Origin of the sequence: Variovorax sp. PDC80 (assembly GCF_900115375.1) — a bacterium.
Lineage (GTDB): Bacteria > Pseudomonadota > Gammaproteobacteria > Burkholderiales > Burkholderiaceae_C > Variovorax.
Map to the genome: position 1 here is coordinate 18996 of NZ_FOWG01000017.1, position 15162 is coordinate 34157.

General features: G+C 71.3%; 10 protein-coding genes. 2 read left to right on the plus strand and 8 right to left on the minus strand.

The genetic code is table 11. The features are described 5' to 3' along the window. The first annotated feature begins 218 nt into the window (after window positions 1-218). On the plus strand, window positions 219-1460 hold the full coding sequence (gene chrA / locus BM109_RS35335; RefSeq protein ID WP_093353747.1) for a chromate efflux transporter: 1242 nt from the start codon (window positions 219-221) through the stop codon (window positions 1458-1460). Window position 1461: 1 nt separating this feature from the next. On the opposite strand, the gene BM109_RS35340 is transcribed toward chrA, so the two are convergent. The 3 genes from BM109_RS35340 to BM109_RS35350 all read right to left on the minus strand — a co-directional run bounded on the left by BM109_RS35340 (window position 1462) and on the right by BM109_RS35350 (window position 3569). Next, entirely contained in the window at window positions 1462-1890 is a 429-nt protein-coding gene (locus BM109_RS35340) for a DUF1810 domain-containing protein (RefSeq protein ID WP_093353750.1), read from the minus strand. Window positions 1891-1979: 89 nt separating this feature from the next. Next, window positions 1980-2960 (minus strand): alpha/beta fold hydrolase, encoded by a 981-nt coding sequence (locus BM109_RS35345; protein ID WP_093353752.1) that lies wholly within the window; start codon window positions 2958-2960, stop codon window positions 1980-1982. A gap of 132 nt (window positions 2961-3092) precedes the next feature. After that, complete coding sequence (locus BM109_RS35350; protein WP_093353754.1) at window positions 3093-3569, minus strand: MarR family winged helix-turn-helix transcriptional regulator; 477 nt, start codon at window positions 3567-3569, stop codon at window positions 3093-3095. 239 nt (window positions 3570-3808) lie between these two features. On the opposite strand from BM109_RS35350, the gene BM109_RS35355 reads away from it, so the two are divergent. Beyond that, window positions 3809-4249, plus strand: a complete 441-nt coding sequence (locus BM109_RS35355; protein ID WP_057593223.1) for a hypothetical protein — start codon at window positions 3809-3811, stop codon at window positions 4247-4249. A gap of 66 nt (window positions 4250-4315) precedes the next feature. On the opposite strand, the gene BM109_RS35360 is transcribed toward BM109_RS35355, so the two are convergent. The 5 genes from BM109_RS35360 to glgX form a co-directional block, all read right to left on the minus strand. Further along, window positions 4316-5296, minus strand: coding sequence for a ferritin-like domain-containing protein (locus tag BM109_RS35360; RefSeq protein ID WP_093353757.1), 981 nt, complete (start codon window positions 5294-5296; stop codon window positions 4316-4318). Between the two features lie 125 nt (window positions 5297-5421). Continuing rightward, a complete protein-coding gene (locus BM109_RS35365; RefSeq protein ID WP_093353759.1) occupies window positions 5422-5889 on the minus strand; it encodes a response regulator in 468 nt (155 codons plus the stop codon). A 105-nt stretch (window positions 5890-5994) separates the two neighbouring features. Next, on the minus strand, window positions 5995-11145 hold the full coding sequence (locus BM109_RS35370; RefSeq protein WP_093353762.1) for a malto-oligosyltrehalose synthase: 5151 nt from the start codon (window positions 11143-11145) through the stop codon (window positions 5995-5997). Further along, complete coding sequence (treZ, locus tag BM109_RS35375) at window positions 11135-13009, minus strand: malto-oligosyltrehalose trehalohydrolase (RefSeq protein ID WP_218159443.1); 1875 nt, start codon at window positions 13007-13009, stop codon at window positions 11135-11137. The genes BM109_RS35370 and treZ overlap by 11 nt, the downstream gene beginning before the upstream one ends. Then, window positions 13006-15150, minus strand: a complete 2145-nt coding sequence (gene glgX, locus BM109_RS35380; RefSeq protein WP_093353764.1) for a glycogen debranching protein GlgX — start codon at window positions 15148-15150, stop codon at window positions 13006-13008. Before glgX ends, treZ begins: the two co-directional genes overlap by 4 nt. Window positions 15151-15162: the final 12 nt, after the last annotated feature.

Sequence of the window (15162 nt, forward strand, 5' to 3'; positions counted from 1 at the left end):
CGCATTTGCGTCAAAAAGGCCAATGGAACGCGGGCCGAAAAAAAGCCCGCACGAGGCGGGCCGAATGGTCCGTACTCGCATGGGACCAGGGAGGAAGCCCACCCGAGGGGGGAGGAGAGGTGGGCGGATGGATTCTGGCGATCGATCTGGGAGACATCTTGTCGATGCAGGGCCGGTCGAACTTTCATGGGCGTGACCGATACTGCCGCGCCGCCTCCATGAACCCGCAGCAGCAATCCGACCCAGGCCCTTCCGATGAAGGCCACGACACCGCCCGCGCACGCGGCTCGGTGCTCGAGGTCTTTCTCGCCTTCCTCCAGCTCGGCCTGACTTCCTTCGGCGGCCCGGTGGCCCATCTGGGCTACTTCCGCGCGGCCTTCGTAGAACGCCGCGGCTGGCTCGACGACAGGAGCTACTCGGACCTGGTGGCGCTGTGCCAGTTCCTGCCCGGGCCCGCGAGCAGCCAGGTGGGCATCGCGCTCGGCTTGGGTCGTGCGGGCTGGGGCGGGGCGATCGCGGCGTGGATCGGGTTCACGCTGCCATCGGCCGTGGCGCTCGTGCTGTTCGCGACCGGCGTCACGCAGTGGTCCGCGCTCTCGCAGTCGGGCGCCGTGCATGGGCTGAAGGTGGTCGCGGTGGCCGTGGTCGCGCAGGCGGTCTGGGGCATGGCCAGGACCTTGTGTCCCGATCGCTTGCGCGCGGGCGTGGCCATCGTCGCGGCGCTGCTGGTGCTCGCGGTGCCTTCGGCATGGGGGCAGATCGCGGCGATCGTCGCGGGTGGCGTGGTGGGGCGATGGGCGCTGCAGCTGGTTCCTCTGCCCGCGGCCCGGCATCGCGATTACGGCGTGGGCAAGACGACCGGCGCCGTACTGCTCGGGTTGTTCGTCGTGCTGCTCGTGGCGCTGCCCTTCGTGGCCGCCGCATGGCACTCGCCAGGGCTTGCCGTCGTTGCCGACTTCTACCGGGCCGGTGCTCTGGTGTTCGGCGGCGGGCACGTCGTGCTCCCTCTGCTGCAGGCCGGCGTGGTGCCGAGCGGGCTGGTCTCGAACGAGGTCTTCCTCGCGGGCTACGGCGCCGCGCAGGCGGTGCCGGGCCCCTTGTTCACCTTCGCCGCATTCCTCGGCGCCGTCATGCCCGGCCCCTTCGGTGGCTGGCTCGGTGGACTGGCCTTGCTGCTCGCGATCTTCCTGCCCGCGTTCCTGCTGGTGGCGGGTGCGCTGCCGTTCTGGGAGACGCTGCGCCAGCGCGAGGGCGTGCAGCGCGCGATGGCCGGTGTCAACGCGGCCGTGGTCGGCGTGCTGGTGGCGGCGCTCTACGACCCGGTGTGGACCAGCGCCATCCGCACGCGCGCCGATTTCGGATTGGCGCTCGCGGCCTTCGGGCTGCTGGTCTGGGCGCGCATGTCGCCGGTGCTGGTGGTCGCGTTGGCGGCTGTCGCCGGCGGGTTGATGGCGCTCTGAATCAGGCGCCGAGCAGCGCGAGCGTCGCTTCGTCGCGCACTCCGCCGTAGTAGCGCGCGAGCACCTCGCCGAAGACCGGCTCGCCGCGCGCGGCGACCTCGAACAGCGTCATGCACGAACACAGCTTCAGATCGTCGGGCGAGCCGAAGATCTGGTGCGCGCTCTTGCCTTGCACGTCGAGCACGAGCTGCGTGCACTGCCGCAGCCTTTGCGAGAGCACCGGATGCGCCCAATAGGCCGCCGCCTCAGCTATGCCCTCGAGCCCGAAGAAGCGCGCCGTCGAGCTGCGTCCCAGCGCCGCGAGCTGCGGGAACACGAACCAGATCCAGTGGCTGCGCTTGCGCCCCGCGGCGAGTTCGGCGCAGACCTCGGCGTACACCGGGTCCTGCGCGCTCACGAAGCGTTCGAGGTCCCAGGGGGGCGATGTCATCTCGAGGTCCTTGGTGGATGCGGCGTGTGCATGCCCGCATCAGACGCAAGCCCGGCGCGCGCGTCAAGCCCGCGCGCCGGATGTCCCGCTCAGGACTTGATGAACGCGAGCAGGTCCGCGTTGAAGCGATCCTTGTGCGTGTCGGTCAGGCCGTGCGGCGCGCCCGGGTAGACGATCAGCTTGTTGTTCTTCACCAGCTTGGCCGAGGCCAGGCCGGCGGCGCCGATCGGCACGATCTGGTCGTCGTCGCCGTGCACGATCAGCGTGGGCACGTCGAACTTCTTCAGGTCCTCGGTGAAGTCGGTTTCCGAGAAGGCCTTGATCGAGTCGTAGGTGTTCTTGTGGCCCCCTTGCATGCCCTGCGCCCACCACGAGTCGATCAGGCCCTGCGAGGGCTTGGCGCCGGGCCGGTTGAAGCCGAAGAAGGGACCCGAGGGCACGTCCTTGTAGAACTGCGAGCGGTTCGCGAGCTGCGCCGCGCGCAGGCCGTCGAACACCTCGATCGGCAGGCCACCGGGGTTGGCGGCCGTCTTGAGCATCAGCGGCGGCACGGCCGAGATCAGCGCGGCCTTGGCCACGCGCTTCGTGCCATGGCGGCCGATGTAGCGCGCGACTTCGCCGCCGCCGGTCGAGAAGCCGACCAGCACCACGTTCTTCAGGTCCAGCGTCTCGATGACGGTGGCGAGGTCGTCGGCGTAGGTGTCCATGTCGTTGCCGTTCCACGGCTGGCTCGAGCGGCCATGGCCGCGGCGGTCGTGCGCCACCGTGCGGAAGCCCTGCGAGGCGAGGAACAGCATCTGCGATTCCCAGCTGTCGGAATTCAGCGGCCAGCCATGGCTGAAGACCACGGGCTGCCCGCTGCCCCAGTCCTTGAAGTAGAGCTGCGTGCCGTCCTTGGTGATGATGGTGTTGCCCGAGCTGCGCTGGCCCTTGGCCGCGCGCGCGGGCGCGGCCTCGGCGTTGCGCGCGAGGCCCGCGCCGACGAGGGCACCGGTCGCGAGCGTGGCGGCGCTGCCGGTCAGCAGGCTGCGGCGCGTGGTGGAAGAAGAGGTGGTCTGGTTCGAGGACATGGTGATTTCCTTTGGCTGGAGGGGAGGGAACGGGTGGACGGGAGAACTAGCGTATGAATGAATATCGCATGCGATATAAATGCCTTGAAAAAAGGCAGCCGGCAAGGGCTGCCTCGCGAGGGAGTGGAGTGGTCATGCGTTCCTGTCGAGGCTGGCGCGCAGCGTCTGCAGTTGTTGGCGCAGGCCGTCGATCTCGTCGCCCGACAGCTCCATCGCCTGCGCGACGCAGGCCGGGATGGCCTTGGCCTTGGTGCGCAGCGCGCGCCCCTCGGCGGTGAGCGACACGATGACCTGCCGTTCGTCGAGCGCCGAGCGTGCGCGCACGATGAGCCCGCGGGCCTCGAGCCGCTTGAGCAGGGGCGTGAGCGTGGTGGTCTCGAGCGAGAGGCGCGTGCAGATCTCGGACACGTTGAGGCCGTCGCGCTCCCACAGCACCAGCATCACGAGGTACTGCAGGTAGGTGAGATCGAGATCGCGCAACAGGCCGCGGTAGACCTTGTTGAGGCTCAACATGGTCGAGTAGACGGAGAAGCACAGCTGCTCGTCCAGCGTGAGCCGGTCGGCACTGGGGGCGACAGGCTGGGCGGAGGAAGCTTTCTTGGCTGGCATGGGCCGAATATTAGATCGCATGCGATTCAATTGCAAGCGCTTTATTTGGTGGGGTGCGATGCGGTCCACGAACAGGCACGCCCGCCTGCGACGGCGCCGCGCGCCTTTCTCCTACGGCATCGCGCCGCTCGGCCGCTATCTTGAAGCTTCGCGGCGCAGGCCTTCGGCCTCCTTCGAGCCAGGCGGGTCCTCGATCCGCCCGCCGGCGCCATTCCCCGATCCCAGCCTTTGCATCCATCATGAAGACTTCTCGCACCCTCTGGCCCCTGGGCCTCGCCGCCGCGCTCGCGCTCGGCGCCTGTTCCACCGGCACGCCCAAGGTCTCGGCCGTCGACAACCAGGCCGAGCCCACCGTGCTGCTCGTGCCGCTGCGCGTCGAGGACCCGGCGCACGGCTCCGGCTGCTGGGCCCAGTTCTATTCGAAGCGCGACTTCCAGGGCGACGTCGTGACGCTGGTCGGCCCCGCCACCCTGCAAAGCCTCGACAAGGGCACGGCGCGGCAGCTGCAGCGCGACATCGACAGCGTGACCGTGGGCCCGCGCGCCACGCTCGAGGTCTACCAGCACGCGATGTTCCGCGACCGCACCGTGAGCTTCCCGGCCAACAGCCGCGAAGGCGGGCTGATCAGCCGGCTTGGCTTCGGCGGGCGCATCGAGGCGATGAAGCTCAACTGCAAGTAATCGCCACGCGGCCCCCCAAAAAAAGAGCCCGGCATGCCGGGCTCTTTCTCGTTCATGACGCCGCGATCAACGCGCCGCGCGCTCCGCGTTGCGCAGGTCGCGGATCTGGTCATGGTTGCGCTGCGCCCCGCGTGCCTGCGTCGCGACGATCTCGCGCACGCCCGCCGGCAGCATCTGCTTGAGCGCCTTGCGGTAGCGCGCCACGGCCGTGTCCTCGCCGCGCTCGCATTCCTCGAGGATCGACAGCTTGCTGTTGGCGCCGACCGCGCCCTTCACATGCACCCAGCCGCGATGCATGGCACCACTGGCCGTGCCGCCCGCGGCCGGCTGGCCGCCATAGGACTCCACGACGCGCACCAGCTGCGCCGCCGCATCGGCGCATTCGACCGCGCGCGCCGCGAACACGCGCTTGAGCTGCGCGTCATCGATCTCCTCGGCGCAGACACGGAAGCCGTACTCGCCATCGCGGCTGGTCTCAAGCAGGTCGTTGATCACGTCGACCACGTCGTCGTTGGCCAGCGGGACCCCATCCACCGCGGGAATCGCGCTGTCCTCGTCGCTGTAGTAGAGACGATCGGCACGCTCCCAGGCGGCCTGCGACGCGGGCCGGGCGCGCGTCCAGTCGAGTGTCGAAGTACCGCGGCGCGCTTCCCATTCGCGCGCGAGCGAGGGCTCGACGGACGCGAACTCGTCATGGCCCGCGGCACGTCCGCTCCAGCCCAGTTCGTAGGCCGGTGCGTAGTCGTCGTAGCTGCGGCCGGCTTCGTAGTAGGGCTCGCGTTCATAGGCCGAGGCCCAGTGCGCGCGTTCCACGCTCGGGTTCACGCGTTCCGCGACGGCCTTGCCGCCCATGCCGCCGAGCACGGCGCCCGCGATCAGGCCGGCCGCCGCGCCCGCGGGGCCGCCGACCGCGCCGACCGCCGCGCCCGCGAGCGCGCCACCGGTGGCGCCGACGCCGGTGCCCACCGGGTGCGAGCCGGGCTCGCCGGTGATCGGGTCGCGGTGCAGGTTGTTGTTCGTGTCGAGCAGATGCTTTTCCTTGGCCATGTCTGACTCCTTTCAGTGAGTGAGGTGTGTGGATGAAGTGGGGAAAGAAACTTCATCCTGGGACCGCACCGGCCGCGCATCGTCGGTGCGCCGCCTGCATCGCTGTAGGCGGTGGCGCGCGCCGCTCAGACGCGTCCGGTCGCGCGCGACGTGGCCGCCGGCTGCGCCGCCGGCAAACCCATCGACCTGCTCTCGCAGAAGCTCAGGAACTCGTTGATCTCTTCGGACTTGTCGAACACCGCATCGGCGCCGAGCTGCAGGCACTGCGCGCGGTTCGCGCGCGTGGCCGCGTTGGTCAGCGCGATCACCGTGCGGCCGTTCTTCATCGGCGCGAGCCACGACAGCACGCCCAGGCCGGTGCCCTGCTGCAGGAACAGGTCCACCACGGCGATCCGCCAGGCATCGTCGTGCGCCTGCAGCCACGAGATCGCCTCGGCCTCGCTGTTCGCCGAGCCCACCACCTCGGCGCCGAGGAAGCCGCCGAGCACCACGCGCAGGCTGTCCTGCACCAGCGGCTCGTCCTCCACCATGAAGATGGAGAGCGGGCCGCGCGGCGGGCGCGCGCGGCGGGTCGTGGCGGATGCGGTGGGCATGGCAAAGGGACGTGGAGCGGTGTGCTGGCACTGTGGGGCCACGCCGCCGCCCAACGAGGCGCCCTTCGTCGCGACAGCGCGTAGGACCGCGCCGCCGCGCGCGGCTCAGTCGCCGGGCGCGCCGCGCCACAGCGCGGCCCATGGCAGGTGCGCGAACAGCAGTGCGAGATCGAGCTCGCTGCCCGATTCGAACGGTGCGTCGGTCAGCAGCTCGGTGAAGCCCGCCCTCGCATCGGCCGTGCCTTCCTCGGACAGCCACACCCGCGTGCCGCGCCAGGCCTCGCCCACCGGCAGCACCGGCGCGGCCTCGTCGGCCATGCCGCCGCACAGCCCCGCGAAGAAGCGCGCGGCCACCACCACCAGCGTGCGTCCCTCGTGGCGCCGCTCGAACGCGACCACGTGCCGCGCGAGCGGTCCTTCGACGCGCAACCCGCGGTAGTCGGCATCGCGAAAGAAAGCATCCTGCGCGCGGCGCAGCGCCAGCAGCCGCCAGGCGAACCAGAGCTTGGCGCGGCCGTCGTGCGGCGCGCGCGCGAACGCCTCCACGCTCTCGGCGGAGCGCGCGCCCGCCGCGCGCTGCTCGAAGTCCTCGAGCAGGTCTTCGCGGCACGCATAGTCCACGGCGCGCCGGTTGTCGGGGTCCACCAGCGTCAGCGGCATCAGCTCGGTGCCCTGGTAGACGTCGGGCACGCCGGGCGAGGCGAACTTCAGCAGCGTCAGCGAGAGGCTGTTCCAGGCCCCGAACAGCGCGATGCGCGACGCGAAGGCCCGCAGGTCCGTCCACCACGCGGCCGGTTGCGCCGCATCGAGCGTCAGTTCCACGAAGCGCCGCAGCGCGTCCTCGTAGCCCGCGTCGGGCCGGGTCCACGCGGTGCGCAGCTTGGCTTCGCGCGCGGCCTTGTGCATGTACTGCACGATGCGTTCGCTGTAGTCGGCCAGCGCCTCGGCTTCGAGCCCTTCGGCGGGCAGCGTGCCGACCAGCGTCTGGCACAGCAGGTAGAGGTCGGCGCCCGAGGGCGCATCGGCCGGCGCACCCTCGGCGGCCATGCGCTCGCGCAGCGGCTGCTGCAGCCGGCGCCAGCGCATCAGCGCGGCGCGCCATTCGCGCGGGATCTCCGACAGCACGTCGATGCGCGTGCGCACGTCCTCCGAGCGCTTGTTGTCGTGCGTCGAGGTCGCGAGCATGGTGTGCGGCCAGCGCGCGGCGCGGTCGGCGCTCGCGGCGTGGAAGTCCTCCACGTCGACGCCGAACACGTCGGGATCGCCGCCCACTTCGTTGAGCGCGGCGAGCGGAAAGTAGCGGTAGAAGGCCGTGTCTTCCACGCCCTTGGCCGCCACCGGCGCGCTGAACTGCTGGAAGCGCACCGCGAAGCGCCGCACCCGGTCGCGCAGCGCGGGGCCGGCCGTGGGCACGGCCTCGCCGCTCAGGGTCTGGCGCAGGAACTCGTAGACCGAGGTGTCGCCGTCGCCGAAGTGCCGCTCGGCCGCGGCCACCGCTTCGTCGATGAAGCGGCGGTCCTGTGCCGAGGGCACGTCGACGATGTAGCTGCGGTAGACCGGCAGGCAGGCCACCACCGCCGCGAGCGCGCGGCGCAGCGTGTTGAGCGTGTGGTCGCGCGTGTCGCGGTCGGCGCGCGCGATGCGCAGCAGCGCGTTCGACAGCACCGAGAGCTCCGAGGCCAGCGCATGGCGCATCACGGCCGCCTTGCCATCGCGCACATGGGCCTCGAAGTGCGCGGGCGATCCGGTGAAGCGATGCCACAGCACCGCGAAGCGTCCCGCGGCGGCGGTGTCGATCAGCACGCCGTTGGCCACGTTCGCGAAGCGGTAGCCGGTGGTGCCGTGCACGTGCCAGTCCTCGGGCACCTCCTCGCCGCGCGCCACGATCTTCTCGGCCACCACGTACAGCGGCCGCGCCGGGCGGCCCCGCGCATCGTCGCCGGCCAGCGGCAGGCCGGCGCGGCGCGCATAGCCTTCCTGCAACTGGCGGAAGTAGCGCGCCGGATCGTGCAGGCCGTCGGGATGGTCGATGCGCAGCCCGTCGACGATGCCCTGCGCCGCGAGGTCCAGCGCCAGCGACTGCGTGGCCTCGAACACCTCGTCGCGCTCCATGCGCAGTGCCGCGAGGTCGTTGATGTCGAAGAAGCGCCGGTAGTTGATCTCGTCGGCCGCCACGCGCCAGTAGGTCAGGCGCCAGTGCTGGGCCTCGATCAGCGCATGCAGCGCATCGCGCGCGCCGCCGTCATTGAAGGCTGCCGTGGCCTGCGCCAGCGCCTGCGCCACCTCGGCATGCGCATCGGCGAGCTCGCCCAGCCGCGCCTTCAGCAGCGCATGCTCGCGCGAGCGCGCCTCGCGCACGGCCGAATCGGCAGCGGGCGCATCGTCGGCGCTGGCATCGTGCACCGGCCATTGCGCCCAGGCCTCGGCCAGCGCCAGCAGCCGCGCGCGCGGTCCTTCCGCGAGCTGTTCGGCGGCGCGCGCCAGCGCCGTGGCGTGGCTGCGCGGCGCGATCGGGAAGCGGTGCTCGTAGTAGCGCAGCGCGAAGCCGGCCTCGCCGCGCGCCGTACCTTCGCCGCGCTCGAAGTGCAGCACCAGCGCGCCCTCGGCGAGCGCCTCGCCGTAGGGCACGCCGAGCACCGGCAGCAGAACCTTGCCGCGCAGCTCGGGGTTCAGCGGCTCCCAGTCGATGTCGAAGTGCTGCGCATAGACGGAGGCCGGCCCGTGCTCGAGCACGTCCATCCACCAGCCGTTGTCGGCGCCGAACACGCCCATGTGGTTGGGCACCATGTCGAGCAGCAGCCCCAGGCCCTGCGCATGCAAGGTGCGCGTGAAGCGTTCGAAGCCCTCGGCCCCGCCGAGCTCGGGATTGATCTGGTCGTGCGCGACCACGTCGTAGCCGTGCATGCTGCCGGCGCGCGCGCGCTGGATCGGCGAGCAGTAGACATGGCTGATGCCCAGCCGCGCGAGATAGGGCACGATCGCAGTCGCGGCATCGAAGCCGAAGTCGCGGTGCAGCTGCAGCCGGTAGGTGGCGCGAGGAATGCGCGCCGCGGGCACGTGCTGCCCGGTGTCCTGCGTGGGGCTCGCGCGTGGCCGCTCGGCGGCCAGCCGCGCCGCCACCGCGCGCACCGTCTCGCGCGTGGCCAGGGTCTCGAGCTCGGCCTCGAGCTTGCGCCGCCAGTTGGGCTGCAGCTCGTCGGTGGTGCCCGGCAGGTTCGCCTGGTCGAGCGTGCCCAGCAGGTCCTCGGGCTGCACCATCGCGAGCGTGCAGGGCGTGGCACCGATGTAGGCATGCACGGCGGCCGTCAGCGCGGCATCGGGCTGCGTGGCCGTGGCGGCCGCGGCCATCTGCTCGGCCGACAGCAGGCCCTGCCGGTGCAGCGCGCGCAGCAGGCCCACGCGCTGTGCCGCGCGGTCGGCCTGCTGCTTTTCGAACAGTTCCTGCGAGGGGAACAGCCCGAGCTGCGCGCGCAGCCGCAGGTCGTGGCCCGACCACCAGCCGGCCAGGGTCGCGAGGTCGTGCGTGCCGAAGGTCGCGAGCGCCGCGCCCGGGTAATCGGCGGGCGGCAGGAACTCGCTGCCGCGCGTCTCGAAGACGAGCACGCGGTACGACAGCACGTCGGCCCGGGCCAGCGCCTCGCGCACGCGCGGCGCCACCGTGCCCAGGTCCTCGCCGATCACCATGCAGCGGTGGCGGTGGCTCTCGAGCGTGAGGATCGCGAGCATCTCCTCGAGCGGGTACTGCACGTAGGCGCCATCGCGCGGCGAGCTGCCCTCGGGAATCCAGAACAGCCGCATCAGTCCCATCACGTGGTCGATGCGCAGTGCGCCGCCATGGCGCATGTTGGCGCGCAGCGTGTCGGCGAACAGCCGGTAGCCGCTCGTGCGCAAGCGGTCGGCGCGCAGCGGCGGCAGGCCCCAGCCCTGGCCCTGGGGGTTGAACTCGTCGGGCGGCGCGCCCACGCTCGCGCCGAGCGCGAACACCGACTGGCCACCCCAGGCGTCCGAGCCCGCGCGGTCGACCGAGATCGCGAGGTCGAGGTACAGGCCCACGCGCATGCCGAGCGCGCGGCAGCGCGCCCCGGCCTCCGCCAGCTGCATCGATGCCAGCCACTGCAGGTACTGGTGGAAGTGCAGCTCGCTCGCATGCGTGCGCTCGAACTGCGCCACCGCCTCCGAGGCCGGATCGCGATAGGCCTCGGGCCAGCCGGTCCAGCCATGCACCGAGGCGTCGGCGGCATGGAAATGCGCCTGCAGCGCCTCGAACAGCGCATGGCGGTGCAGCGCCTCGCCGCGGTCGGCCACGAAGGAGCGGAAGATGCGCGCGCGATCGCTGCCGGGCTCGGTGTCCGGGCCCAGGTGTGCGCGTTCGAAGTGCGCGAACAGGCAGCGCAGCACCTCGTGCTTGGCCTGCGCCACGCCCGCGCGGTCGACCAGTGGCGCGGCGCGCAGCGCCTTCAGCCGGGTCTGGAACGCGGGCTCGGCGACCATGCGCCGCGCCTCCTCGCACTCGGCGAAGTCGGGTACCGCTTCCACCGCGATGTAGAGCGCGTCGATCTGTTGCCGCGTCGACGGGCTGTAGGGGCTCGCATGCAGCGGGTTGTGGGCGAACAGCGCATGCAGCGGATTGAGACCGATCGCATCCACGCCCAGCGGCGCCATGCGCGCGGCCAGTTCCGAGAGATCGCCGAAGTCGCCGATGCCCCAGTTGCGCCGCGAGCGCAGCGCGGGCAGTTGCACCGCGAGGCCCCAGGCGCGGCCGCCGCCCTCGGGCGCGAGCGAGGGCGGGCGGTAGCAGCGCCCCGGCGTCGCGATCAGCAGCGTTTCGCCCTCGGCGCCTTCGATCGACAGGCGGTGGTAGCCGGGCTGCAGCTCGACGTCGAAGCTCAGCGTGCCATCAGCCTCGATCCGCGCATCGCCCGTGCTGGGCTCGCCGTACTCGTCGCGCAGGTGCCAAAGGTGACGGCCATCGGCCGAAGGTGGCAGGACAGCAGGATCGAGCGCCAGCGACCACGGCGCCTGCTCGGCGCGCACCACGTGCACCGCGGGCAGCACGGCACCGGCCTCGGGCGGCACCGCGGCCGGCGTGTCGTCGTCGTCGCCGCGCCAGGCCACGCCGAAGGCCGACAACAGCGCGCGCAGCGTGGCGCGCGGCGCCTGGTGCTCGGTGCCGAAGACGTCGTGGTAGCGGGTGTCGATGCCGAAGCGCGCGCACAGCGCCTCGATCGTGGGGGGCTCGCGGGATTCACTCGACATCGGACACCTGCAGGCTCAGATGCACCGCGCCGCGCGCGAGGCGCAGCCGTTGCGGATGTTCGTCGGGTGCGCTCGCGGCATCCACCGCCTCGCCGAGCGCGCCGACCGAATGCAGCGTCTCGCCCGGTGGCGCGTCGACCGCATGTTGATGCTCGCCGAAGCAGGCCAGCAGGTGCAGCACCGTGCCGTCCGACAGCGTCCAGCGCACGCGCAGCAGGTCGTCCTCGACGTCGTAGTCGCCGCCGTGCTGGCGGCCGCCGAAGTGCGGCACCAGCCGCTCGCGGCGCAGCTGCAGCAGCTGCCGCACGCCCTCGAGGTTCTCGCGGTGCGGCGAGCGCTCGCGCTCGCTCCAGTCGAGCTTGGCGAGCGCGAAGCTCTCGGGCGCGTTGCAGTCGGGGATCGCCGCGCGCGCTGCTTCGTCGGCGAAGGCGGCGAAGCGGCCGAACTCGTCGCGCCGGCCCTGCGACACCGCGGCCGCGAGCTCGGGCCCGAAGTCGCAGAAGTAGGGGAAGGGCGTGGCGGCCGCGTACTCCTCGCCCATGAACAGCATCGGCGTGTGCGGCGACAGCAGCAGGCAGGCGCGCGCGGCGCGCACCAGCACCGGGTCGGCCAGCGCATCGATGCGTTCGCCGAAGGCGCGGTTGCCGACCTGGTCGTGCGTCTGCAGGTAGGACACGAAGGCGCCCGAGGGCAGGTTGGCGCTCGGCTCGCCGCGCGTCTCGCCCTCGCGGAACACCGAGGCCTGGCCCTGGTAGACGAAGCCCTCGGCCAGCGCGCGCGCGAACAGTTCGAGCGGCTGCTGCGCATAGTCGGCGTAGTAGCCGTCGCGCTCGCCGGTCAGCAGCACGTGCGCCGCATGGTGCAGGTCGTCGTTCCACTGCGCGGTGGCGATGCGTGGCCGGCCCTGCGCGTCGCGCTCGAGCAGATGCGCGAGGTTGCGGTCTTCCTCGAGCACCACGTGCACCTCGCGCGTGCGGCCCGGGCCTTCGCGCAGCGCATCGCAGATGGCCTGCACGATGCCCACCGGCGAGTCGTCGCGGATCGCATGCACCGCGTCCATGCGCAGGCCGTCGGCATGGAACTCCTCGATCCAGTAGAGCGCGTTGTGGATGAAGAAGTCGCGCACGGTCGCGCTGCCGGGCCCGTCGTAGTTGATCGCGGCGCCCCAGGGCGTGCGGTGCGCGTCGTTGAAGAACTGCGGGCAGCAGGCGTGCAGGTAGTTGCCTTCGGGCCCGAAGTGGTTGTAGACCACGTCGACCAGCACCATCATGCCGAGCGCGTGGGCCTCGTCGATCAGCGCCTTGAGCGCCTCGGGCCGGCCGTAGATGGCATCGGGCGCGAAAGGCAGCACACCGTCGTAGCCCCAGCCGCGCCGGCCCGGGAAGTCCGCGAGCGGCATCAGCTCGATGGCCGTGATGCCGAGTGCCGCGAGCTCGGGCAGCCGCGCGCGCGTGGCGTCGAAGGTGCCCTCGGGCGTGAAGCTGCCCACGTGCAGTTCGTAGATCACGGCCTCGGACCAGGGCCGGCCGCGCCAGCCGCCATCGCGCCAGGCGTAGGCGGCGGGGTCGATCACCTCGCTCGGGCCGTGCACGTCGTCGGGGTTGAAGCGCGAGGCCGGGTCGGGCACCTGCAGCCCGTCGGGCATGCGGAAGCGGTAGCGGTCGCCGGCGCGCGCCTGCGCGAGCCGCAGCCGGTGCCAGCCCTCGGCATCGCGCGCCATGGCATGCGCCTCGGTGCCGAGCTCGAGCTGCACCTGCGGCGCATCGGGCGCCCAGAAGCGGAAGTCGACGCCACCGGCGGGATTCGGCAAGGCGCCGAAGGGCATCGCGTGTAGGCGCGGCTGCGTGAAGATGGCATCGTTCATTCGGAAGCTCCCGTGTTCTCTCGTCCCAGCAGCACCAGCGAGCGGCTCGGCAGCGCATAGGTGGCGCCCTCCAGCTTTCCTGCCTCGCCGGCGCCATCGTCCTTCGTGGTGTCGAGCAGCACGCGCCAGGGCGCCGCGCTCGGCGGCAGCTGGAACGGGATCGCGTCGTGGTGCGCGTTGAGCAGCAGCAGGAAGTCGTCGTCGCGCAGCGTCTCGCCGCGCGGCCCGCGGTCGGGCAGGGCGCTGCCCGAGACCAGCGCCGCGAGGCAGCGCACGTGGTCGGTGTTCCAGTCCTCGGAGCTCATCTCTTCGCCGTCGGGGCGCAGCCAGCAGATGTCCTTGGCCGACTGCCCCTCGGGCACGCGGCCCTCGAAGAAGCTGCGACGGCGGAACGCCGGATGCCGGCGCCGCAGCGCGATGGCGCGTTGCACGAAGCGCGTGAGCGCGCTGCGCTCGGGCGTGTCGCTCCAGTCGATCCAGCTCAATGCGTTGTCCTGGCAGTAGGCGTTGTTGTTGCCGTTCTGGCTGTGGCCGCGCTCGTCGCCCGCCAGCAGCATCGGCACGCCCTGCGACAGCAGCAGGGTGGCCAGCAGGTTGCGCTTCTGCCGCGCGCGCAGCGCGTTCACCTCGGCATCGTCGGTCGGGCCCTCGGCGCCGCAGTTCCACGACACGTTGTGGTTGCTGCCGTCGCGGTTCTCTTCGCCGTTGGCCTCGTTGTGCTTGTCGTTGTAGGAGACCAGGTCTTCGAGGTTGAAACCGTCGTGCGCGGTCACGAAGTTGATGCTCGCGAACGGCCGCTTGCCCGACCAGCCATAGAGGTCCTGCGAGCCCGTGAGGCGCTGCGCCATCTCGCCGGTGACGCCCGCGTCGCCCTTCCAGAAGCCGCGCATGCCGTCGCGGTAGCGGTCGTTCCACTCGGCCCAGCCGAGCGGGAAGTTGCCGACCTGGTAGCCGCCATGGCCCAGGTCCCAGGGCTCGGCGATCAGCTTCACGCGGCTCAAGGTCGGGTCCTGGCGGATCGCGTCGAAGAAGCCGCCGAGGTTCTCGACCCGGCCCGACTCGCGCGCCAGCGCCGAGGCCAGGTCGAAGCGGAAGCCGTCGACGTGCATCTCCTCGACCCAGTAGCGCAGCGAGTCCATCACCAGCTGCAGCGCGCGCGGATGCTCGAGGTTGACGGTGTTGCCGCAGCCCGTGAAGTCGTCGTAGTAGCGGCGCTGGTCGCCGTTGAGGATGTAGTAGGAGGCGTTGTCCACGCCGCGCATCGACAGCGTGGGCCCGAGCTGGTTGCCCTCGCAGCTGTGGTTGTAGACCACGTCGAGGATCACCTCGATGCCGGCCGAGTGCAGGGTCTTGACCAGGGTCTTGAACTCCTTCACCTTGCCCGAGGCGCTGTAGCGCATCTCGGGCGCGAAGTAGGTCAGCGTGTTGTAGCCCCAGTAGTTCTGCAGGCCGCGCTCGGCCAGGTGGCGATCGTTGAGGAAGCCGTGCACCGGCAGCAGCTCGACCGTGGTCACGCCCAGGCGGCGCAGGTGGTCGATCACCGGCGCGCAGCCCAGGCCCGCGTAGGTGCCGCGCAGCTGCGGCGGTACCTCGGGATGCTGCATCGTGAAGCCGCGCACGTGCAGCTCGTAGATCACCATGTCCTGCCAGGGGATCGACGGCCGGCGGTCCTCGCCCCAGGTGAAGGCGGTCTCGAGCACGCGGCTCTTGGGCATCAGCGGCGCGCTGTCGCGGCGGTCGAAGGACAGGTCCTCGCGCCGGCCGCCCACGGTGTAGCCGTAGAGCGCGTCGCCCCAGCGCAGCGAGCCCACGAGGTCCTTGGCATAGGGGTCGACCAGCAGCTTGTGCGGATTGAAGCGGTGGCCCTCCTCGGGCTTGTAGGGGCCGTGCACGCGGTAGCCGTAGGCCAGGCCGGGGCGCGCCTCGGGCAGGTAGCAGTGCCACACGTCGTCGGTGCGGTCGCGCAGCTCGATGCGCTGCAGCTCGCGCCGGCCGCTCTCGTCGAACAGGCACAGCTCGACCTTGTGCGCATGCTGCGTGAACAGCGCGAAGTTCACGCCCTGGCCGTCCCAGGTCGCGCCGCGCGGATAGGGCTCGCCGGGCCAGACGGCGGAGATGGGGCTGTAGGTGGCCTTCTTCATGAATGGGTCAAT